Genomic DNA, 20,534 nt, shown 5'->3' on the forward strand with positions numbered 1-20,534 from the left:
AGGTCGACGGTCAGCATCATTACGTCGTCGCTTTCGCCGGGTCATACCTCGACCTGGGAGCCCATGATCACAGTGCGCTCGCGGGGCAGCCCGAAGTAGTCGGCCGCGTCGGAGGTGATGAAGGAGGTGGCGATGAACAGGCGTTTGCGCCATGCCGCCATGGTGGCCGCGTCGCCCTTCTTCAGTTCGATCTTGGATAGGAAGTAGGAGGCGTCGTCCACCGAGATCGGGCCTTCGGTGCGGGCCGGATCCAGCTGACGCAGAATGTGCGGCACGTTGGGAGGCTCCATGTAGCCGTGATAGGCGGTGACGTGGATGATTCCGTCCTCGCTGTAACCGAGCGCGTCGATGCGGACACGGTCGGCTTCGGCGACACGGGGAAGGGGCTGGGTCTCCAGCGACAGGATCACGACATGTTCGTGCAACACGCGATTGTGCTCGACGTTGGCGCATCGCCAAGGGTGTGGTCTTGCTACCGCGGTTGAGGAAAACGGCGGTGCCGGGTACTCGGGTCAACGGTGGTTCACGGTCTCGGAGTTCACCGACGAACTCGCGCAGCGGCCCCTCGGCCTTCTCGCGTGCGGCGGTGACGACGACACGGCCGCGGGCCCAGGTGATCATCACGGTGAACGCGGTGACGCCGATCAGCAGCGGTAGCCACGCGCCGTGCACGAGCTTGGTCATGTTCGCCGCCAGGAACAGTGCGTCGATGGCCAGTAGTGGGATCGCGCCGAGCAGCACCAGCCACAGCGGGGTGCGCCACTTGGTGTGGGCCACGTAGAAGAACAGCAGCGTCGTGATGGTGATCGTCGCGGTCACCGCCATACCGAAGGCGTAGGCCAGCGCGGCGGAGGACTGGAAAGCGAAGACCAGCGTCAGGACGGACACCATGAGCAGCCAGTTGATCCAGGGAACGTAGATCTGCCCGATGGTCGATTCCGAGGTGTGCGCGATGCGCAGCCTCGGCAGATACCCCAGCTGCACCGCTTGGGAGGCTACCGAGAAGGCACCGGTGATCACCGCTTGGGAGGCGATCACTGTCGCGGCGGTGGCCAGCAGCACCAGCGGTAGCCGCGCCCAGCCGGGGGCGAGCAGGAAGAACGGACCACTGACGGTGGCCTGGTCACTCAAAATCAGTGCGCCCTGCCCGATGTAGCTCAGGGTGCAGGCCGGCAGGACCAGTCCCAGCCACCCCCAAGTGATGGCCTTGCGTCCGAAATGGCCCATATCGGCATACAACGCTTCGGCGCCGGTGACCGCGAGGACGATGGCGGCCAGGGCGAAGAACGCGATGTGGAAATGCCCGATGGCGAAACTCAGCGCATAGGTCGGCGACAGTGCCTTCAAGATTTCCGGATGTCGGAGGATCCCCGCGACGCCGAGGGTGCCGATGGCCAGGAACCACACGATCATCACCGGCCCGAACAACCGCCCCACAGCGGCGGTGCCACGCCGCTGAACAGCGAACAGGGCGATGATGATGACCACCGTGATCGGGATGATCAGGTTCTCCAGGTCGGGTTCGACGATCTTCAGCCCCTCCACCGCCGAAAGCACCGAGATGGCGGGCGTGATCATGCTGTCGCCGAAGAACAAAGCGGCACCGAATATTCCGACGCCGGCCAGGACGGCGGCTGCGCGGCGGCCACGTGTTCCGCCGAGGCGCCGAAGCAGCGTGATCAACGCCATGATCCCCCCTTCACCGTCGTTGTCCGCGCGCATCACCAGCGAGATATAGGTAAGGGTGACGATGATCATCACCGACCAGAAGATCAGCGACACCACCCCGTACACGTTGGCGGTACTGACCGGCACCGGATGCGGATCCTGCGGATTGAACACCGTCTGCAAGGTGTAGATCGGGCTGGTGCCGATATCGCCGAACACCACCCCCAACGCGCCCACCACCACCGCCGCACGCACCGGGCCACGACCCGCTGTGTGCGCCGGCGAACCGGCCTGCGTCTCGGTAACCATATGCCGTGCTCCTCCTCAACCTGGGCCCGCACCATATCGTGCCGTAGACGCGATCGAAGTCGACAAGACACCGGGACCAGCCCTCGGACCCGGATGCCGACCGCTGAAGTCTCAGCGCCGCCCTGCCCTCATAACCCAGCCGGGCGGAGGACAAGCACCACAGGTGAACCCGGAAAATCGTGGGTCGGTGCCGACCAGTGCCCAGGCGACCAGTCGACCTGCGACCAGGAGCCGAGACCGCCTGCCCTGCACCGCGCAACTGTGGTGTTGCAGTAGCCGTCAGCAAGCCCGTGCAGCGTCCTGGCCTGGTGTGAACAGGTGGCACCACGTGTCAGTGGCTGTGTCAGGCTCGTGTCAGGGCGCTGTCAGGCCAGACGCTGACAGTTATTGCCATGACGAAGAACAACACCTCCTCGACCGCCTCGACCTGGACGGGCATGGTGTCGGTCGACGACACAGCGCTGGCCGTGACCGATACCGGTGGCCCCGGCCGACCGGTCGTCTATCTGAACGGCGCCTACGCCAGCCAGCGGCCCTGGCGGCCGGTGATCGACGAACTCGGCAGCGATTTCCGGCACATCACCTACGACGAGCGGGCTCGCGGCAAATCGAAGCGGTCGGCGGACTATTCCTTCGAGGCGTCGTTGCGAGACGTGGATGCCGTTCTCGCAGCGCGGGATGTACAGCGGCCGCTGCTGGTTGGTTGGTCCTACGGCGGGATCCTTGCCTGGCACTGGGCCGACCGGAATCCCGACCGTGTCGCTGGGGTGGTGACCGTGGATGCGGCACCCTACGGGTTGACCGGTGAGGAGGGAAGGGAACGGATCCGCAAGCTGTTCCGGCGGATGCGGCTGGTGCTGCCGCTGGCGCGTCCGTTCGGGTTGGCCGCGCGGATGAGTGCCGACCAGCATGCCGAGGTCAACATCGATGTCAATGAGGTCGCCGCGGCCAGCGTGCCGGTTCTCGAACGCCTGACCTGCCCGGTGCGGTTCGTGCTGGCCACGGGTGATGGCCTCGGCACCGGCGGCGGGGAGATGGAGCAGGTGCGGGCTTCATTGGATCCGGTGCTTGCCCACAACCCGAACGTGAAGGTGAGCGCGAAGGTCGCCAGCAACCACGACAAGATCCTGCGCAAGGACTTCCGCGCCGTCGCCGCGGCTGTCCGCGAGACGGTAGCCGCCGCGGACCAGCAGGGTTCGCCGAGCCGATAGCCGCCGGGCCGGCGTACCCGGCCGCGGTGAGCAATCCGGACATCCCGGGTGCCGACCTCGCCCCTATCCACTTGAACCGTTCGATCGAATTTGTCCACAACACCTTTCAGGAGCCCTCCACCATGCCCGTCACCCTGACCGACCAGGACAAGACCACCCTGCAGACCGCCGCCTACGGCGCTGTGTCACTGATGTCTGCCGCCGATGCCACCGGCTGGCGGCACAAGGCCGCCACCGACGGCTCCATCGCCCTGTCGTCGGCGACCGGCCAGGTCGGCCACGTGCTCGCCAAGTACCCGAAGGGCATGAAACTGAAGAGCAAGACCGTCGCCGAACTCGCCGATCAAGTGCTGCCGACGCTGACCGCCGCCGTGAGCTTGCTCAAAGCCCACGATGCGGCCCAGGCCGACAACTTCCGCAGCACCGTCCTCATCGCCGTCGAATCAGCCACCCGGCCCCACAAGGGCACGCCCAGCCCCACCCTGGCCGAGATGACCCGCAAGATCACCGCAGCCCTCGACGCCGCGTGACGGACGCCGCCCCGGACGATCACGGGGATTCGCAGCGGCGGACACCAGCAGGCTCGCCCGGCGAGTGCCGAGCGGGTGTCGGGCACGTATCCATCCGAATGCGCTGTCACGGGTCCCACCGCGGAGCCCTGACAGCAGGCACGGTAGATCCCGTCCACTCGATGTGCCTGAAACCGCGGTTAACGTGCGACGGCAGGTCATAGCGAAAGTTGGGTCTGTGAGCAGCTGCGCTCGCAGCCACTCACAGACCAACACCGTTACTGCCCCACCGGTCGGCGTCCTGGACGGCCCCGCCGTCATGCCGCAGGCGGGTGAGTAGGTCCCGTCCGGGCACAGGCCACGCAAAACCTGCCGTGGGACACGCGGCGCGGATGTACAGCACACATGACGACAGCCAGACCCTGCCATGGCCTGACCGCCTTTTCTCCCCCGGCTCGGTGGACACTTTCCGACTCATTCCACGTACCGCAATCACGAACAGTCAGAGGAATTCTCGACATGCGCGCCCTTGAAGACAGTCGACCGAACCGAGTAGTCCAGCAGTTGCTGAGCGACCGCCACTCCCTGCCGCTGTCGGTCGCGTTGCATCTTGTACCCGGCGTCCTGATCGTCGCCGCCTACCTGCTCATCGGCGGACCATTCATCCGGGCCATCGGATACCCGGTCCTCATCGGCTGGGCGATCGCCCTGTGCCTGGTTCTCATTCCGGTCCTGGTGGGGCTGCTGTGGCTGGGACGCCAGCACAACGGCCAGATCTCACTACACGGCGTGCTGCACTACACCGACAAACCCGTTCCGGGCGGGAGGTTGGTGGTGATGGTCGTACCGCTTATCGTGTGGATGACGGTGCTGAGCTTCGCGACAGCTCCGATCAACCGCTTCTTCCTCGAAACCTTCTTCACCTGGGTTCCGTACACGGACGGCGCCGGCAGCGCCACCGCATTCCTCGACGGATACTCGTACTCCATCATGCTCACCACGATGGTGATCTGCCTGCCGCTGACCGGGATCGCCCTTCCGCTCATCGAGGAGCTGTACTTCCGCGGTTTCCTGCTGCCCCGCATCGCCCACCTCGGCAATTGGGCGCCTCTGGTCAGCACGGTCTTGTTCTCGCTGTACCACTTCTGGTCACCGTGGGTGTTCGTGTCGCGGGTGATCTTCATGTTCCCGGGGTTCTGGTTCGCCTGGCGGAACAAGGACATCCGGGTATCCATCGGGATGCACGTCGGCGTCACCTCGATCGTGGCGACGTTCGGCACCATCGCCGTTGCGCTGAATCTCATCTAGTGCTCCTGCAAATCACCTCTCTTGCCTCCCGAGGGCGTTCAATGCCGGGACGTGATGGGCCGGCCACCGGTTCACCGGGGAGATCCACTGGCGGCCGGAGTTGATGCGGTCGACCAGGCTTAGTCGTTGTTTGAGGCTGATGGTGCCGATGCCAGCGGAAAGACGCGGCACACTATCGGGGTGTTGCGACTGCAAATGCCGGCTCCGAGCGAGTTGACCGATGACGTGATCCGCCAAGCGCGGCGACCGCTCCGAACTCCGGCCCGAGGACCATCGCCCCGATTACCAGAATCTGACTATCCAACACGTCGCGATCGCGGCAAGCGCGGTGGCGAAAGTCATTGGTCTGTGGTTCGCCACATCTGAAGAATCGCACGTGGTGGCAGACTTGGTCGCCAGAAACTTCTGCAGTGACGGCGGCCGTGGTCTGCGATGACACCACCACCGCCGCACTCCGGCCCACCACCGCCCACTGCAGCGTTTCCGACGTGGTGCCCGACCCCCGCACCGTGACCAGACCGCGCCCAGCCCAGCCGCAGCCTCGACTGCCTCCGGCGCGGTGTCGATGACGACGATCGATGATGGCCGATCGCCCTCCTCGAGCATCGCTTCCACGGCCGCACGGCCTTCTGTATTGCCGCATATCGCGCGTTGGCCGGTCGTCCAGATCGGTTGGTCGAAGCTACGCCTACGGTCGAACTGCGCCGCGATCTCGCTATCGGGGGTAGCAGTCGCCAACGCGGCGAACAGAGCCTGGTAGTCGTCCCCGGTCCACAAACTGCCGCGCCGATCCTGTGCCCCCGTCGTCATGTATCGAATATGCCAGATACCGCTGACATCAACATGTTTCGTTCACAGCGCCCAACGTCGCACCGGCCGGTGAACCGAACCAGTGCGTGAGCGCCGCGCGCAGCGTATCCGCGGCGGTGTCGGCTGGTTCGCCGATCGCCGCCGCCCAGGCCAGGTGACCGTCCGGACGGATCAGCAGGGCGTCGGCGGGCTGGTCTTCGGCTTTCCCGCGGTGGATCTCGACGACATCACTCCACTCCTGGGCGATCGCGCGCAACTCCGGCCGGTCGGCGAGCTCGAGAAACACCGGCCGCGCGTTGTGCATGAGTTCCGCGACGCTGGTGGCGCTCGCTTCGGTGTGCAGGGCGAGATCGGGCGCGAAGGTCCCGGCCAGCGGGTGTTCGACGCCCGGCATCGGATAGCGAATGTCGCTGTGGCCGACCAGTCCACCCATCCGGCGCAGCGCCGGCTCGTCGAGCAGCAGCTCCTGCACGACCTGCCGCAGCGCTTCGTCGGCGTCGTCGCGACCGCGCCGCAGCGCCACCTGCGCCCGGGTCTGCAGCCGGGCCCGGCCACCGGCCATGTGCCGCTCGTCGTGATAGCTGTCCACCAGGCCTTCCGGCGCCCGGCCCCGCACGGCCGCCGCCAGCTTCCAGCCCAGGTTCACCGAATCGAGCATGCCGACATTGAGCGCCGTGCCGGTGGCGGGCAGCAGGTGTGCCGCATCGCCGGCCAGCAGAATCCGGCCGTCGCGATACCGCTCGGCCTGCCGATCCTTGAAGGTGAAGCGCGAGAGCCGCTTCGGGTCCGTCATCGGGAGGTCGACGCCGAGCACCCGGCGCACGCTGGCGCTCAGCTCGGCCAGGGTCAGCGGCTCCTCGTCGTCGTATTCGGTGGTCTCGTTCTCGGTGGCCATCAGGCTCGTCGTCCCGGATTCGGGGTCGATCGCGAACGCGAACACACCCCGGTCGTTGCGGGTGAAGCCCGCGGCGACCCGGCCCAGCCCGGGCACGTCGATATCGCCGTTGTCGAGCACGGTGACCGCGTCGCCCAACCGGACCTGGCCCAGCCGGTTGACCTCAGGATAGGTGGTGCCGGGGAACGGAATTCCGGCCAGGTCGCGGATCCGGCTGCGGCCGCCGTCGCAACCGACCAGGTAGCCGGCGCGCACCTGGTACGTCCCCTCCGGACCACGGACCTCCGCGGTGACCTCGGCCGCGTCCTGGGTCACGCCGAGCACCTCGTGTCCACGGCGGATCTCGGTGCCGAGTTCGCGAGCGCGTTCGTCGAGTAGTCGCTCGATGACGTGCTGCGGGATCGGCATCGCGCGCATCGGCGGATCGGCGAGTTGCGTGAAGTCCAGCTGCAGCGTGCCGAACGGGAACCGGGGCGCGATATTCGGGTCGCTGCTGGCCGCTTCGAAGCGCTCCAGCAGCCCGCGGTAGCGCAGCACGTCCAGGATCCGCCCGCCGATTCCGCTGGCCTTCTGGGTCTCCCGGGGCACCAGGTGCTTCTCCAGCACCACGGGCCGCACACCGGCCAGGCTCAGTTCAGTGGCCAGGGTCAGACCGGCCGGACCGGCACCCACGATGATCACGTCGAAATCCGGCATTCGGACACTCCCTCTTTCCACAGGTTCTGACGTAGCCGGGCAATTCTGCGGTATGAACCGGGTCTTGCCGCAACCCGCACCGCGAGCCCGTCGCCCTGGTGCTCGATTCCCAGCGAAACACACGAGAGGTGTTGAGCACCCTCGCCGACCGCGCCCGCGACGGCATTCTCGCCATCAGCACCCACAGCGCCACCGTCACCGCGGCGACCGACCTGCTGAACGCACTCATCACCACCGGCACCTTGCGCCGATGAACGCACCCCCACCCCCGGTCGACGACGTCGCCGCCCGCCCAGGCATGTCGGGGGCAAGTCAGCGAAGCTGACGCGGCAGCACCTCCCAGGGCGACCGGCACGCCCGATCACAGCACCCGCACCCGCCGGCCGGCCGCCGCCATTCCTCCCCGAATCCAGTCCCGCTCTCCGGCACTCCGTCCCGGCCCGAATCGGTTTCTCGACCACCCTTGAACCAGGTGAGTTGACTGAACTACCGGTCCTTCCCGGCTCGACTTGTGACCGGATACCGGCTGCGGGGGCTATGTTCCGTGCTTGCGTTGCCGTCATCCCGCAAGGACTTGATGTCCGGATGTAAGTAGCGCGCGGTGATCCGAGGATCCCGGTGCCCGGCGATCTTCTGGAGCCGATGCACCGGCACCCCACGTCGGCGGACCACGTCAGGCCGGTATGCCTCAGCCGCCGAATAGTCCGGAGACATCTGCCCTCTGCCGCAATGCCACTGTCCCGAGAGAAGGTCCGGCGTTCTGCTACCGACCCGGCGCAGGTTTGATCATCGTGTCGGTTGTTCACGGGCTGGTGGTTGTTGCCGTGTGAGGAGAATGTGTCGGCTGGAGGTTGACTATGACGCAGGGGCAACGCCGCATCATGATCGGCATGCCAGCGGAATCTGAGGTAATGCAGCACTTCACGGTTTACCACGACGGTGTCACGATCCCGGTATCTCGCGGAGGCCGGGGACGACCACTGGTCCTGTGTCCCGGACTGCTGTCGACCCAGGACGATCTGCACGAGCTGGCCACACTGCTGCGGTGCGACCACGACGTAGTGACCTTCGACCTCCGGGGCCACGGCCTCGCATCGGCCGCCGACCGGTACACCTTCGAGGCATTCCTCGGCGACTTCATCACCGTGATGACGGAGCTCGGGCGTCTCGGCCTGCCTTCGGCGCCCGTGCTTGTGGGCCACTCGCTGGGCGCGGACCTGATCGTGCACTACGCCGCCGAGCATGGCGACACCGTCGCCGAACTCGTCCTCATCGACGGGGCGAACCCGGTGCCCGAACCATTCATCACCGAGGCAGACCTGCCGGAATTCGCGGCAATGGCGGAAAATCTGCGGCAAGAGGTCCAGCGCGCCAACGGCACCGCACGTCAGGTATTGCTCACCGCACAAGAAATCCTCGACCTGAATGTAGAGGTGGATGCGATACGCTCCGCGATCCTCGACAGTTACCGGAAGATCAATCGTCCGATCAGCATGATCATGTCGGCCTCGATGGCAGGCGACAGCGGCGAAGTGCACGCAAAATGGCGCAACGGGAACTGGCGCGCCGGCATCGAACGGCTCGTCCACGAGCGACCGGACATCTCCACGTCCTGGCTCGACGCCGATCACCGCCTGGTCATCACCCATGCCCTGGACATCGCTCAGATCATCCGGAGCACACAAGCTCCAGCAAGCCAGACCACTTCGTAACCACCCCGGGTCCAGGCACACTGGTCTGATGCTGACCATCGGCGAGCTAGCCTCTCATGTCGGCGTGACAGTGCGCGCAGTACGGCACTATCACGCCAAGGGGCTGCTGCCGGAGCCGGAGCGCGACCACTCCGGTTATCGGAGATACGACGCTGGAGCCGTGGTCGAACTGATCAAGATCCGGACCCTCGCCGAGGCCGGGGTTCCGCTGGCACGCGTGCAAGAACTACTCCGGGCCAACGAACAGGAGCTCGCCGCGGCGGTCGCGGATATCGACGAGCGGCTGCGGGCGGAGATCCGTGAGCGACAGCGGCACCGTGAGCGGATCGCCCACCTCGCCGCTGGAGACAACCTGGCACTGCCACCGGAAGTCGTCGATTTTCTGGACCGACTGCGAGCGCTGGGGGTCGACGAGCGGATTGTCCAGGTCGAACGCGACGGCTGGATCGTACTGGCCGCGCACTCACCCGAACGAGTCCCCGAGTGGATGACGCGTAAGCGAGAGCAGATCGGCGACCCACAACTAGTCGAGTTCTATCTCACCCTGAGTCAGGCACTCGACCGGACCGACGGCGACCCGAAGCTTGTCGTGCTGGCCGACCGGATGGCCGCGTACATCACGCAGATGGCGGACGAGCGGGGCGAATGGTATGTCGACGACATCGAACTCGAGCCATCACTGGTCGAGCTGCTGGACGCACGGGCGTCCGACAACGCACCGCCGGCCCGCCGACTCATCGAACTGCTGACGAAGCGAGGCTGGACCGGCTGGACCAAGCTACAACGAATTCAGAGCCCCTCGAGTCCTCTATGACGCTCGACAACCACCTCGCGGTGGCATCGGTTGATGCTGTCGAAGTAGCAACCTCGGCCGAACGCAAGATCGGTGCACCGCAGACCGACTCAGCGCGCAGCAGCCGGTAGGTCGGCAGGTTCTCGAATAGTGCCGGGGCAGATCTCCGGATCCCCCGAATCGAGCGGAACGGGCGTTCAGCGGACCGGGAGTTTCACCACCGCATCGGGGCCCAGGTCGGTGACGTATACGTTGCCCGCGGTGTCGACCGCCACCCCCTGGGGATTCTTCAGGCCCGTGAACGGCAGCGGCGTCGGCGTCGACGCGCCCGCCGCCAGCCTCACCACCCATTTGTTACCCCAGTCGACGACGTACAGGTCTCCCGCCCCGTCGACGGCCACACCCTGGGGGTCTTTGAGCCCGATGAAGGGCAACGTGGTCGGCGCAGGCGCGCCCGGCGTCAACCTCAACACCCGCTCGGTGCCCAATTCGGTGACATATACGTTGCCCGCAGCGTCTACCGCCACACCCTGGGGATCTCGCAGCCCTGTGAACGGTAGCGTCGTCGGTGCCGACGCGCCCGCCGCCAACCTCAACACCCGATCATTACCCCAGTCGGCGACGTACACGTGTCCCGCCGTGTCGACTGCCACACCCTGAGGATTCTTCAGGCCGGTGAGCGGCAGCGGGGCCGCCGTCGACGCGCCCGCCGCCAACCTCAACACCCGATCGTTACTCGTGTCGGTCACGTAGATGTTGCCCGCCGTGTCGACTGCCACACCCTGGGGGTTATTCAGGCCGGTGAACGGCAGCGGCGTCGACGTCGACGCGCCCGCCTCCAACCTCAGCACCCGATCGTTGCCCATGTCGGTGACATATAGGTTGCCGGCGGCGTCGACCGCCACATCGGTGGGCAGGCCGAGGCCGGCGAACGGCAGCACAGTCTGAGCCGAGCCGTCGGATGTGGGCGAGTTGCCACCGCCGCCCGAGCCCAGTTGGACACCGGCGACAACAGCCGCGACGGCCACCACCGTCACCGCGACCATGGCGGCGACCAGCTTAGCGGTCTTGGGCGACAATCCGATTCGCCACCCATGGCGCGCAGCCACGCCCCCGGTGGTGCCGGCCACGACACCGTCCACCGCGGCGCAGGCCGCCGTGGCCAGCTCGCGCACGGTCTGGTAACGATCGTCCGGGTTTTTGGCCATTCCCTTGGCGATGACCGCATCGAACGCAGTCGGTACCTCGGGAGTACTGGCGCTGGGACGTGGCGGCGGGCTGTGCAGGTGATGGGCGATCACACCCTGCGGTCCCGATGCGCTCACAAACGGCGGCCGACCGGTCAGGCACTCATACAGCACGCACGTCAACGCGTATACGTCCACCCGGCCATCGGCCTTGACCTCGGTGCTGATCTCCTCCGGCGCCATGTAGGCGACGGTGCCGATGGTCTCGCCGAGAGTGGTCAGCGTACGGTCGTCGGCGGCGTGGGCGATCCCGAAATCGATCAGGGAGGCGAACTCGTCGTCGCTCAGCAGGATGTTGGAGGGTTTGACATCGCGGTGGACAAGCCCGGCGTCGTGGGCCGCCTGTAGCGCGCCGGCCACCTGTGCAGTGATTGCCGCTGCCCGCCGCGGCGACAGGGCCCCTTCCCGGTTGATCACCGTGCGTAGGTCGGTGCCCTCGATCAAGCGCATATTCAAATAGAGCCGACCGTCGATATCGCCGAAGTCGTGAATGGGAATCACGTGCGGCTCGGTCAACTGTGCCACCGCCCGGCACTCCCGGCGGAACCGCTCGCGCAGCTGCTCGTCATCGGCGAAGCGCTCGGGCAGCACCTTGAGCGCCACCACCCGGTTGGTCAGCGAATCGTGCGCCCGCCACACCTGGCCCATGCCACCCTGCCCCAGCAGCGACAGAAGCCGATAGCGTCCGAACGCCTCGGCTGAATCCCTGGTGGCATCCCCGCCACCCATCAATGTGTCATTCATTGCGCCGTCCCATGACCACCCGACTGGCAAACGGTGATTACATTCCGACCCCCGCCCGAGCGGGTGGCCCCACACTGGTTGATTCAGCCAGGCCAACAGTCGAGAGTCGGCGCCATCGTCGGCGGGCGAAATCCCGGTCATGTTCCAGTCGGCAAGAACGCGGCCGGACACTTCCCGCCACCGGTGCGAGCGCGGATCGTTTCAGAAATCCGCCGACAACCTGTCGCGAATTCAGTCTACCCCGGACCCATACGACCAGCTTCGTGAATCCGCGTCGCGGCTGATCACCGGGGCGACCAAAGATCGGCCGTGGGGCCGCCGAACAACTCGCGGCGTTGGGTACGAGGGTCCTGCTCGGAGCCAGGGATCCGCTGCGTGGAGAGGAAGCCGCGGCAGCACTGCGCTCGGCAGGCGGCGACGCACACGCCATCGTCCTGGATGTCACCGATCCGGTCACCATCGAGGAGGCGGCGAAGCGGATCGAGGAGAATTTCGGACAACTCGACGTGCTGATCAACAACGCCGGAATCACCGGCTCCGGACAGGTTTCGCCGCAGGATGCGCACGATCAGGTTCCCAGTACCGTCGACCCGCAGATGGTCCGGGCGGTGTTCGAGACCAACGTTTTCGGCGTGATCGCGGTGACCAACACGATGCTGCCACTGCTGCGGCGGTCGCCGCCGCCGCGCATCGTGAACGTCAGCAGCCACGCCGCTTCACTCACCCTGATCAGCGACCCGAACGGCCCCTTCGCGGGGTTGCTTCCGTCGGCCGCCTACAACCCTTCCAAGTCCGCGCCGGCCGCGCTGACCGTCAACTACGCCAACGAATTACGCAAGGACGGATTCCTCGTGAATGCCGCCTGCCCCGGCTACGTCGACACCGACAGCAACAATCACACCGGGTTCCGCACGGTCGCGCAGGGAGCCGCGGTCCTGGTGCGCCTGGCCACGCTCGGCGCCGACGGGCCGACAGCGGGCATGTTCAGCGAGGACGGCCCAGTGCCCTGGTGAAGACGAATCGACCGGTACGTGATCGGATACCGGCCTGCTTCGACATCCGGTGCTTCGGTGTGCTTCGCGCGAATGGCGGCTCGTCGGGGCTGCGGCGAACGGATCGAGTGGTGTTCGCGGTCCGGGACCGCGGTTCACCCTCCCCGAAGCCGGCGGCCGTCGCCGGCGCCCGATCACCGCTGTCCCATGCGGTCGACGATGCTCGAGGCGATACCGGTGGCGGCTTGGTAGCTGTCCTCGTCGCTGATGTCGAGGTCGCCCATCATGGACAGGCTCCAGCTGATGGCCAGCAGGGCTTGGCGGGCGTGGAATTCCGCCAACGGCGAGGAGTCTGGCTGGGTCATCAGACCGGCGAGGACTCGGAACTGATAGCGCAGGCTGGTCCCGAAGCCGAGGTCACGGAAGGCGGGCTGGTTTTCGGCCCAGAAGCGGATCATGTCCTTGCCGAGCCCGTGCAGCAGCGCGCCGTAGCGGGTGACGATCTGCCGGGCGCGTTCGGGACCCGGCGGTGCGGATTCGGCCCACTCGACGATGTCGTCGATGCCGCGGCGCAGATCCTCCGAGAGGCTTGCGACGATATCTTCCTTGGTACGGAAGTGGTAGTACAGCGCGGCTTTGGTGATGCCGAGGCGTTCGGCGATCTCGCGCAGCGACGTCTTCTCATAACCGCGTTCGGAGAACAGTTCCATGGCGACGGAACGAATCCGTTCCCGGGTGTCGCTGCGACGCCTATCCATGGAAGTCCTCGATTTTGCTTGACGACCGGCTAGGTGAAGCATAGCGTCTCCTGGTAGCCCAAATAACTAGCCGGTCGGCAAGTTAAATCGAAGCGGCGGGGAGAACCGATGACCGAACAGGCAGAGAAGGCACCCGTCATGGGCGTGGCCATGACCGCGATCGGGGTCGCGATGATCCGGGCACGCGAATCCGAGCGGCCGGATCGGCTGTACGACGACCCGTGGGCGAAGCAGTTCGTCGCCGCCGCCCGGTCGGATTTCGAACCCGAGCGCTGGGCCCGGATGGAGACGGTCGCGGAGCAGTTCTATCTCGGGCGCAGCCTCGGTGTGCGGTTGGTCGATGATCGGGTACGTGAGGCGATCGACGCCGGTTGTCGCCAGATCGTCTTGCTCGGCGCCGGCTTGGACACTCGTGCCTTCCGGATGGAGCTGCCGGAGTCCATACACGTCTTCGAGATAGACCTGCCCGAGCTGTTCGCGTTCAAGGAGCCCGTACTGACCCGGGCCGGTTCCACCGCGACATGTCGACGCCAGGCCATCGCCATGGATCTGGCGGAGGATTGGGCAACGGCGCTGAGTAAGCACGGTTTCCGTCCCGATATCCCGACGTATTGGGTGGACGAGGGCGCGCTTGCCTACCTGCCGCCAGAGCAGAACCGTCGAGTCGTTCTGACGCTTACCGATTTGTCCTGTCGAGGGAGTCGTTTCGGCGTCAGCCGATTCCGGGTCGACGCCACGGCAGGCCCGTATCCCGAGTTGCGCCGCCTCGTCTCCGGCGATGCGGCCCCTCCGCGCGCGGCCGGCGGCCTCGGCGAGGATGTCGAGCAATGGCTTGACGAAATCGGCTGGGATACCGAGTTCCGCAGCTGGAGCGACATGGTCGCACCGCTGGGCCGCCCGGTAGCGGGGCTCGACCCGGACGTCGGGAATATAGCCGCGATCCGCCGGTGACCGGCAGGCCGAGATCCCTCGACGATCCGCTTCGCCGGTTCGGCTCGGTTTCGTCGAGTAGTCGGCGCAGGGCGGCCGGGGTATGGCGGCGGCCGGGGCCGGTGTCCGGCCGTTCAGGAGGACGACTCACGTTGTTCCGGTTCGGCCGGACGACTCTCCGTAGCAGGTGGCGATCGCGGCGGCGCGGTCGCGCAGGGAGGTGCGCAACCACTGCGGGGTGAGGGCTTCGGCGTCCGTGGCGAGCTGCCACAGCGCCCATTCGGCGTGTCTGCGATCTTGGAAGCTCACCTCGAGCCGCAGCCGGCCGTCTGCGTCGGCTTCTTCGGCGCGGACGGCGAGTGCGGTGCGCATCAGGTCTTCCCGCCGTGCCGGGTCCACCCGTACCAGCACGGTGACTCGGTCGCCGCCGGTCCGGAACTGCGTGCTGCGTTCCTGCCAGGCGCGATCCAGATCGACTCGTTCCGGTCGCTGTGCGGGTTCGGGAAGTTCCTCGGCGGCCAGCACCCGCGACAGCCGGTAGGTGCGGTCCGCGCCGGATATGGTGGCCAGCAGGTAACCCTGGTCGCGCACGGTGACCAGGCCGATCGGGTCCACTGTTCGCCACTTCGGGGTCTGGGCCGCAGCCGCGTAGTGGATGCGCAGCTTGTGTCCGGCGAACACCGCGCGGCGGATCTCGCTCACTATGGTGTCGGGCACCTCTTCGGGGACCAGCCTGCGTGCGAGGAGGTCGGTCTCCGGGTCGACGAGCAATCGCTGGGCCGCGCCGGTCGCGATGGCCCGATAGCTTTCCGGTAGGGCGTCGACCACCTTGCGCATGGCCGAGGCGAGCGCGGAGCCGAGGCCGAATACCTGTGCGCCGCGCCGTGATCCGGCGACGAGCAGGGCGAGCGCCTCGTCGTGGTTCAGCCCGGTGAGCTCGGTCTGGAAACCGGGCAGCAATGCGAAACCGCCGTACCGTCCGCGTTCGGCATAGACCGGGACGCCGGCCGCGGAGAGGGCCTCGATGTCGCGCAGCACGGTGCGGGTGGATACCTCCAGCTCGCGGGCCAGCGTGTCAGCGGTCAACCGACCGCGCTGACGCAGCAGCAACACCAGCGAGACCAATCGGTCGGCGCGCATCCGGAAAACCTACCGGAATACACGACAGAGGATGTCGTGATTCGTTGGGAGGCTGATCACCATGACAAACGAGACTGTGGCCACCGACCCCAACGATCTGGGCAGGTACTTCATCGAGCGCGCCAATGCGGGCGACGTCGAGGGGCTGGTGGCGTTGTATGAGCCGAACGCCGTGCTGGCGTTCCCACCTGGCAACCTCGCGACCGGACATGCGGAGATCCGCAAGGTGTACGAACAATTCGTCGCGGCCGCGCCGGTGCTCTCGCCCGGTAGGCAACATCCGGCGTTGGTGAGCGGCGACCTGGCACTGACAGCGTCCACACTGACCACCGGCGAGGTGACGGTCGAGATCGCCCGTCGCCAGCCGGACGGGTCGTGGCTGTGGGCCGTGGACCAGCCGGCACTCGTGCCGTAGCGGTGCGGCGGTGGGCCGGCGGGACCGCGCCCACCGCGGCGCAGCGGCGTCGAGGCGGGTCCCGGTGACCGGTCCGCGTAACCGGCGTTACGGCGGCTTGGTCAGGCCGCGGACGTGTGGCCATGCTTCGGCGAGTGCGAGCAGCCGGCGCAACTCGGCGGTGAGATCTCGTGCCCCCGGACGGATCTGGTGTCGGGACGTGATCCGGTTCGCGCTCGGGGGGCGCCCGGCAGCTTTGGCGGCAATCGCCTCGGCGACGCGGCGGGCATAGATATGCGGGTCAGCGCCGGTGGCGGCCAGATCGTCGGGGCTGTCGCTGTAGCGCTTGAGGTGCAGCAGGCTGTCGCGGATCTCGACCGTCATGCGGTGCAGACGGATGGCCGGGTCCGTTCGGCCGTCGCGGCCGCGCGCCTCCAGAACGATTTCGGGTACGGCTGCGGCGAGATCGGCCCACATCGGTTGCAGGCGGCGGCAGTATCGGCCGGTACGGTCCCATCCGAGACGGCTGAGCAGGGTGCTGATCAGCGGCACAGTGACCACAGCGGGGGCGCCGACGGCCGAGAGAAGGAAGCCGCTCCATGCTTTCCAGTGCATCTCTGGATCGAATGACGGCCGGCCTGTCACGACATCGCAGGCGGTCTCGATCGGGTAGACGACCGCCACGATCCCCATGCCCCCGGCGGTGCACAGGACCACTGCGTACAGGGCGCGCTCCTGCCAGGTGGTGTCCCCCGCCGCGCGCATCTCGCGCACGCTCACCCGTCCGACGAGCAGGGCCGTAGCGCCGAGCGGCAGGGAAAACGCGACCCAGACCACGACAGCCGGCCAGCCGAGGGCTTGGTCGATCAACTGATCAGCGCGGCGGGCCGGCGACCCCGCGATCAGGATGACGACGGTGACGACGATCGAGAGGAGGTCATAACGCCGCTGCCTGCGCCACGTGTGGGCGGGGTCGGCGCCCGCCCACAATTCGGCGATGCCGTAGATATTCGAGACGGCCCACACGGTCGCTCCCAGCGAGAGCTGCCGGGCGAGGTTCACCACGTCACTGTCACCGCCGGGCAGCAGCCAGACCAGTGCCTGTTCGAACCGTGCCTCCCGCAACAGGTGTTCGCAAATACCGGCGGCGAGCGCACGGTTGACGAGCCGGTCGACGACGCTGTCCCCCAGCAGCCACCACCGACCGGCCAGCACCAACGTGAGACCTGCCAGGACAGGCCAGGTGATCCAAACCGGGATCGGGGAGGTCATCTCATCGGTGCCGGTTTCGGAAGAACGTCGAGCGGAACCGGCTCGCCGACCGCTTCGGCAGCATCGCTTCCACCAGCAGCAGGTCGGCGAAAGTTTCGGCGGCGCGCTCGCGCTCACTGCCGTAGTCCTGGCGGCGCAGTACGCCGCGGATGGTTTCCAGCGACAGCGAGGGCATCAATTCACGCAACGGCAGATCGGCCGCGCCGGCACCGGGACCGCTCGCGGTTCCGCCGTGGCCGAGCAGCATGTGACCGATCTCGTGGGCGATGATGTGATCGGCGTGCCATTCGGTGTCGGCCCCGTACATGATCACGTCGTCACCTTCCCGGGCGATCCACAGGCCGCTTCCGGTGCCGCATCCGTTCCCCGAGAGTGCGCCGACGTCGATCGGGCACAGCGTTATCGGCCGTTCCCGGTACGCTGCCACCCGCGCGATGTATTCCGTCATGTCCCATGGATCGGGGATCGGTACCAGGCGACCCAGCTCCTCGAATCGCGCGGCGAGATCCTCCATTACGCCTTCCCCTCGCTGATCACGTGCCCCATGCCGATATTGCGGTGAGCGTAGTCGTCTACGGAGCATTGTCGCGGACGCGGCTTGTCGCGCAAGCTTTCTCGCATCCGCCTGCGCGGATCGGCCGCAACGTCGTCGGCTTGGTTCGCTCGCTGCTCGAGCCCGGCTCTTGCGCTGGTAGTACCACCAGCGACCCGGCCGGCCGCGCAACCAACTGCTGAACCGATCCGGTGAGACGGCGGACGCCGGCACGAAACCCGCTGGTGGGCAGAGGATCGGGACACACCAGCGTCCGCCTTCCCCGTGGCGAAATATCGACTATGGCGCGGAGCGATCGGCCGGAGCGGATGATCGCGCCTCGTAGATCGAGTTCAGCGGGTCAGGGCAGCGATCGGAACAGGCCCGCTCCGACTCGATTCGCGTCGGCGCAGGGATCGCCCACATCGGTCTGGATGCGAGTATTGCGCACCGCGAACACGATGCTGCCGAACGCGGCCGGGGTGCCGACATCGCAGCCCAGCTTGTGCACGTCCGCCACCGATCGGTATTGGATCACCTGTCGGCCATAGAATTCGGTCCTCCTGAGATCCTGATACGTTCCGGGTTCGAGGAGATCGTCGATCGTGCGATCGGATGCGGCGATCACCAGTTCGAAAGTCCGATCGATAGATTTCCACTTACACATCTGCCAAGCCGGGAACGTGGCGTCCGTTATCCGTGCCTCGGTGCCAGTGTCCAATCCCGCCGCATCGAGGTCGGATTCCGGTAGCGAGCAGGGGTCCCAGAAGGCACCGGCCGCAGAATCCGTGGCTGTGGCGGCCGGGCTACCCGATGCGGTGGCCGCAGGCGCCGGGGCGCCAGGAGCTGGAACTCCAGGCACCGGGGCGTCGGGAGCGGGGGCTCCGGGCGCGGGGGCACCGGGATCGACACGAGGGGGTGCCGACGCGGCCGAGTCACCCTCGACTCGGGCCGTCGTGGGCGCGGCGGCGGCGCTCGTCGCCGAGGTCGCCCCGCTCGGAGTCGGCGATGTGTCCTCGGAGGTATTCGTACAGCCGGCGAGCAGCATCACCGCGCCACACGCCACGGCTGCGACACCGCGCCCGGTAGCCCTACTTGTCATCTCGAGATTCCTCTACTGTCAGGACGTACTGTCAGGACGTTGCCACGAAGGTTCGAGTTCGGCTCATCAGAACGAGCAGTCGGTGGGACGGCCCGCCCAGCCCCCCTTCAAGAATTTGATGACGGCGCAGAAGAGTTCCTCCGACCATGAACCCACCGGGGTCGCGGCGGACGACGTCGCGACAGGTGCGGCAACGGATTCCGCGGCCGCCGAACCCGCTGGTACGACGAGTCCTGCGATCAGGGCGGCGACTACGACGAGCTTCTTCATCAGGTGTCCTGTTCTGTGGTTGTACATGAGGGTTGACGGGTCTTGCATTTTGACTGATCGGTCCACATAGCTTTAGCGTTACGAAATGTGGCGCGCAGCAAGGAATTCGACCCCGATGTGGCGCTGGACCGCGCGCTGCGACTGTTCTGGCAGCGTGGCTACGAGAAGACCTCGATCGCGGACCTGACCGAGCATCTCGGCATCGCCAGGGCCTGCATATACGGCACCTTCGGGAGCAAACACGAGCTCTTCATGAAGGCGCTGCGACGCCATGTGGAAGTCGTCGACGCGACCGTCACGGCGGAACTGGCCCGGCCGGGCCCGGCGCTGCCCGCGATCAGAGGACTGATCGACCGGTTCGTGACCGAGTCCTGTTCGGAGAATCGATTCCTGGGCTGCCTGGTGACCAATGCCGCAGTAGAACTCGCCGCCCGCGACGCGGACGTCGCCCGGGTGGTCGAATCCAGTTGGGCGCGTACCGAAACCGCACTGGCCTCCGCATTGGCCCGCGCCCGAGCGCAGGAGGAACTGGCCGCCGACGCGGACCCGCGCGCCATGGCCCGCTTCCTGCTGGTCTTCTTGCAGGGAGTCTGGGTACTCGAACGCACCCCGGACGCCGCAACGCGCCTGCGGGACGCGGGACGAGTGGCCGCGTCGATACTGGGCTGAGTGCGTACGGTCCCGCACACGCGGCGGACACCGGACCTCGGCACCCTGATCGCCGTCATAGACCGCCATACGAACGCTATGAGCGAGCGACGTTTACCGCACTCTCGTATGAGAATGATCGGTCCGATTTACCCGCGCTCTCACGAAGAACGGCCCGAACCTCGAAAGGTTCGGGCCGCTCGAAGCGCGCGCGTTCGGCTCTACGCCGCCGAGCGCGGGTCTCAGCGCAGTGCGCCGCGACGGCCGGTCACCAACCCGACCAGGAACAGCAGGACCACCGCGCCGCCGAGGCAGGTGAAGAAGCTGAACCACAGTCCGCCGCCCTCGACATCGACTCCCAGAAGCTTCAGCAGGAACCCACCGAGCAGGCCGCCGACAACGCCCACCACGATATTGAGCAGAATGCCCTGCTGAGCATCGGTTTTCATGAACTTGCTGGCGATCCAGCCGGCCAGACCGCCGATGATGATCCAACCGAGGATTCCGAGACCGAGCATCTTCTTCTCCGATTCGTCGAGTTGAGCCCGCACACTGATCGAGCGAGCGACTGTCCTCGCCATACCCCGGTCGTGA

Annotated in this window: 19 protein-coding genes and 1 pseudogene; 10 read left to right on the forward strand and 10 right to left on the reverse strand. The window is 66.6% G+C overall.

Translation table 11 applies throughout. From position 1 onward, the window contains the following. Window positions 1-41 precede the first annotated feature (41 nt). A pseudogene (locus ACZ6DL_RS23710) lies at window positions 42-1,977 on the reverse strand (potassium transporter Kup). Between the two features lie 392 nt (window positions 1,978-2,369). Between ACZ6DL_RS23710 and ACZ6DL_RS23715 the strand changes: the two are divergent. The 3 genes from ACZ6DL_RS23715 (at window position 2,370) to ACZ6DL_RS23725 (ending at window position 5,005) form a co-directional block, all read left to right on the forward strand. Then, a complete protein-coding gene (locus tag ACZ6DL_RS23715; RefSeq protein WP_466054233.1) occupies window positions 2,370-3,188 on the forward strand; it encodes an alpha/beta fold hydrolase in 819 nt (272 codons plus the stop codon). A gap of 122 nt (window positions 3,189-3,310) precedes the next feature. Beyond that, window positions 3,311-3,718, forward strand: coding sequence for a hypothetical protein (locus tag ACZ6DL_RS23720; RefSeq protein ID WP_466054235.1), 408 nt, complete (start codon window positions 3,311-3,313; stop codon window positions 3,716-3,718). Between the two features lie 498 nt (window positions 3,719-4,216). Further along, window positions 4,217-5,005: a lysostaphin resistance A-like protein gene (locus ACZ6DL_RS23725; protein ID WP_466054237.1), complete on the forward strand. Its 789-nt coding sequence runs from the start codon at window positions 4,217-4,219 to the stop codon at window positions 5,003-5,005. 838 nt (window positions 5,006-5,843) lie between these two features. Here the strand turns inward: ACZ6DL_RS23725 and ACZ6DL_RS23730 are convergent. Continuing rightward, window positions 5,844-7,406, reverse strand: a complete 1,563-nt coding sequence (locus ACZ6DL_RS23730) for an FAD-dependent monooxygenase (protein WP_466054238.1) — start codon at window positions 7,404-7,406, stop codon at window positions 5,844-5,846. Window positions 7,407-7,537: 131 nt separating this feature from the next. Between ACZ6DL_RS23730 and ACZ6DL_RS23735 the strand changes: the two genes are divergently transcribed. The 3 genes from ACZ6DL_RS23735 to ACZ6DL_RS23745 all read left to right on the forward strand — a co-directional run bounded on the left by ACZ6DL_RS23735 (window position 7,538) and on the right by ACZ6DL_RS23745 (window position 9,932). Next, window positions 7,538-7,660: a hypothetical protein gene (locus ACZ6DL_RS23735; protein ID WP_466054240.1), complete on the forward strand. Its 123-nt coding sequence runs from the start codon at window positions 7,538-7,540 to the stop codon at window positions 7,658-7,660. A gap of 657 nt (window positions 7,661-8,317) precedes the next feature. Further along, a complete protein-coding gene (locus ACZ6DL_RS23740) occupies window positions 8,318-9,118 on the forward strand; it encodes an alpha/beta fold hydrolase (protein ID WP_466054330.1) in 801 nt (266 codons plus the stop codon). Between the two features lie 28 nt (window positions 9,119-9,146). After that, window positions 9,147-9,932, forward strand: a complete 786-nt coding sequence (locus tag ACZ6DL_RS23745; RefSeq protein ID WP_466054242.1) for a MerR family transcriptional regulator — start codon at window positions 9,147-9,149, stop codon at window positions 9,930-9,932. A 176-nt stretch (window positions 9,933-10,108) separates the two neighbouring features. Here the strand turns inward: ACZ6DL_RS23745 and ACZ6DL_RS23750 are convergent, their stop codons facing one another. Continuing rightward, the gene (locus tag ACZ6DL_RS23750) at window positions 10,109-12,073 is read right to left on the reverse strand and encodes a serine/threonine-protein kinase PknD (protein WP_466054244.1); all 1,965 of its coding nucleotides are present in this window, start codon (window positions 12,071-12,073) and stop codon (window positions 10,109-10,111) included. 164 nt (window positions 12,074-12,237) lie between these two features. Here ACZ6DL_RS23750 and ACZ6DL_RS23755 point away from each other — a divergent pair, with 164 nt between their 5' ends. Further along, window positions 12,238-12,915: an SDR family NAD(P)-dependent oxidoreductase gene (locus ACZ6DL_RS23755; protein ID WP_466054246.1), complete on the forward strand. Its 678-nt coding sequence runs from the start codon at window positions 12,238-12,240 to the stop codon at window positions 12,913-12,915. A gap of 173 nt (window positions 12,916-13,088) precedes the next feature. Here ACZ6DL_RS23755 and ACZ6DL_RS23760 read toward each other — a convergent pair whose 3' ends face one another. Then, a complete protein-coding gene (locus tag ACZ6DL_RS23760) occupies window positions 13,089-13,652 on the reverse strand; it encodes a TetR/AcrR family transcriptional regulator (RefSeq protein WP_466054247.1) in 564 nt (187 codons plus the stop codon). A 108-nt stretch (window positions 13,653-13,760) separates the two neighbouring features. Here ACZ6DL_RS23760 and ACZ6DL_RS23765 point away from each other — a divergent pair, with 108 nt between their 5' ends. Beyond that, entirely contained in the window at window positions 13,761-14,603 is an 843-nt protein-coding gene (locus ACZ6DL_RS23765; protein ID WP_466054249.1) for an SAM-dependent methyltransferase, read from the forward strand. A 126-nt stretch (window positions 14,604-14,729) separates the two neighbouring features. Here ACZ6DL_RS23765 and ACZ6DL_RS23770 read toward each other — a convergent pair whose 3' ends face one another. After that, window positions 14,730-15,722, reverse strand: coding sequence for a helix-turn-helix transcriptional regulator (locus tag ACZ6DL_RS23770; protein WP_466054250.1), 993 nt, complete (start codon window positions 15,720-15,722; stop codon window positions 14,730-14,732). 61 nt (window positions 15,723-15,783) lie between these two features. On the opposite strand from ACZ6DL_RS23770, the gene ACZ6DL_RS23775 reads away from it, so the two are divergent. Then, window positions 15,784-16,137, forward strand: coding sequence for a YybH family protein (locus ACZ6DL_RS23775; protein ID WP_466054252.1), 354 nt, complete (start codon window positions 15,784-15,786; stop codon window positions 16,135-16,137). 87 nt (window positions 16,138-16,224) lie between these two features. Here the strand turns inward: ACZ6DL_RS23775 and ACZ6DL_RS23780 are convergent, their stop codons facing one another. The 4 genes from ACZ6DL_RS23780 to ACZ6DL_RS23795 form a co-directional block, all read right to left on the reverse strand. Next, window positions 16,225-17,388 (reverse strand): MAB_1171c family putative transporter, encoded by a 1,164-nt coding sequence (locus ACZ6DL_RS23780; protein WP_466054254.1) that lies wholly within the window; start codon window positions 17,386-17,388, stop codon window positions 16,225-16,227. Window position 17,389: 1 nt separating this feature from the next. Beyond that, window positions 17,390-17,902, reverse strand: coding sequence for a hypothetical protein (locus ACZ6DL_RS23785; RefSeq protein ID WP_466054256.1), 513 nt, complete (start codon window positions 17,900-17,902; stop codon window positions 17,390-17,392). Window positions 17,903-18,281: 379 nt separating this feature from the next. Further along, window positions 18,282-19,022, reverse strand: coding sequence for a DUF3558 family protein (locus ACZ6DL_RS23790; protein WP_466054257.1), 741 nt, complete (start codon window positions 19,020-19,022; stop codon window positions 18,282-18,284). Window positions 19,023-19,088: 66 nt separating this feature from the next. Further along, window positions 19,089-19,292: a hypothetical protein gene (locus ACZ6DL_RS23795; RefSeq protein WP_466054258.1), complete on the reverse strand. Its 204-nt coding sequence runs from the start codon at window positions 19,290-19,292 to the stop codon at window positions 19,089-19,091. Between the two features lie 87 nt (window positions 19,293-19,379). On the opposite strand from ACZ6DL_RS23795, the gene ACZ6DL_RS23800 reads away from it, so the two are divergent. Next, a complete protein-coding gene (locus ACZ6DL_RS23800) occupies window positions 19,380-19,961 on the forward strand; it encodes a TetR/AcrR family transcriptional regulator (protein ID WP_466054259.1) in 582 nt (193 codons plus the stop codon). A 221-nt stretch (window positions 19,962-20,182) separates the two neighbouring features. Here the strand turns inward: ACZ6DL_RS23800 and ACZ6DL_RS23805 are convergent, their stop codons facing one another. Beyond that, window positions 20,183-20,458, reverse strand: a complete 276-nt coding sequence (locus ACZ6DL_RS23805) for a GlsB/YeaQ/YmgE family stress response membrane protein (protein WP_063050060.1) — start codon at window positions 20,456-20,458, stop codon at window positions 20,183-20,185. Between the last annotated feature and the right edge of the window lie 76 nt (window positions 20,459-20,534).

This window comes from Nocardia sp. NPDC041819, from assembly GCF_055590505.1.

What these genes read in the sequence shown, in the direction of transcription:
- ACZ6DL_RS23715 (WP_466054233.1), top strand. Translation starts at nt 2,370, where the DNA reads ATGACGAAGAACAACACCTCCTCGACCGCCTCGACCTGGACGGGCATG.
- ACZ6DL_RS23720 (WP_466054235.1), top strand. Translation starts at nt 3,311, where the DNA reads ATGCCCGTCACCCTGACCGACCAGGACAAGACCACCCTGCAGACCGCC.
- ACZ6DL_RS23725 (WP_466054237.1), top strand. Translation starts at nt 4,217, where the DNA reads ATGCGCGCCCTTGAAGACAGTCGACCGAACCGAGTAGTCCAGCAGTTG.
- ACZ6DL_RS23730 (WP_466054238.1), bottom strand. Translation starts at nt 7,406, where the DNA reads ATGCCGGATTTCGACGTGATCATCGTGGGTGCCGGTCCGGCCGGTCTG.
- ACZ6DL_RS23740 (WP_466054330.1), top strand. Translation starts at nt 8,318, where the DNA reads ATGCAGCACTTCACGGTTTACCACGACGGTGTCACGATCCCGGTATCT.
- ACZ6DL_RS23745 (WP_466054242.1), top strand. Translation starts at nt 9,147, where the DNA reads ATGCTGACCATCGGCGAGCTAGCCTCTCATGTCGGCGTGACAGTGCGC.
- ACZ6DL_RS23760 (WP_466054247.1), bottom strand. Translation starts at nt 13,652, where the DNA reads ATGGATAGGCGTCGCAGCGACACCCGGGAACGGATTCGTTCCGTCGCC.
- ACZ6DL_RS23765 (WP_466054249.1), top strand. Translation starts at nt 13,761, where the DNA reads ATGACCGAACAGGCAGAGAAGGCACCCGTCATGGGCGTGGCCATGACC.
- ACZ6DL_RS23770 (WP_466054250.1), bottom strand. Translation starts at nt 15,722, where the DNA reads ATGCGCGCCGACCGATTGGTCTCGCTGGTGTTGCTGCTGCGTCAGCGC.
- ACZ6DL_RS23775 (WP_466054252.1), top strand. Translation starts at nt 15,784, where the DNA reads ATGACAAACGAGACTGTGGCCACCGACCCCAACGATCTGGGCAGGTAC.
- ACZ6DL_RS23780 (WP_466054254.1), bottom strand. Translation starts at nt 17,388, where the DNA reads ATGACCTCCCCGATCCCGGTTTGGATCACCTGGCCTGTCCTGGCAGGT.
- ACZ6DL_RS23785 (WP_466054256.1), bottom strand. Translation starts at nt 17,902, where the DNA reads ATGGAGGATCTCGCCGCGCGATTCGAGGAGCTGGGTCGCCTGGTACCG.
- ACZ6DL_RS23790 (WP_466054257.1), bottom strand. Translation starts at nt 19,022, where the DNA reads ATGACAAGTAGGGCTACCGGGCGCGGTGTCGCAGCCGTGGCGTGTGGC.
- ACZ6DL_RS23795 (WP_466054258.1), bottom strand. Translation starts at nt 19,292, where the DNA reads ATGAAGAAGCTCGTCGTAGTCGCCGCCCTGATCGCAGGACTCGTCGTA.
- ACZ6DL_RS23805 (WP_063050060.1), bottom strand. Translation starts at nt 20,458, where the DNA reads ATGCTCGGTCTCGGAATCCTCGGTTGGATCATCATCGGCGGTCTGGCC.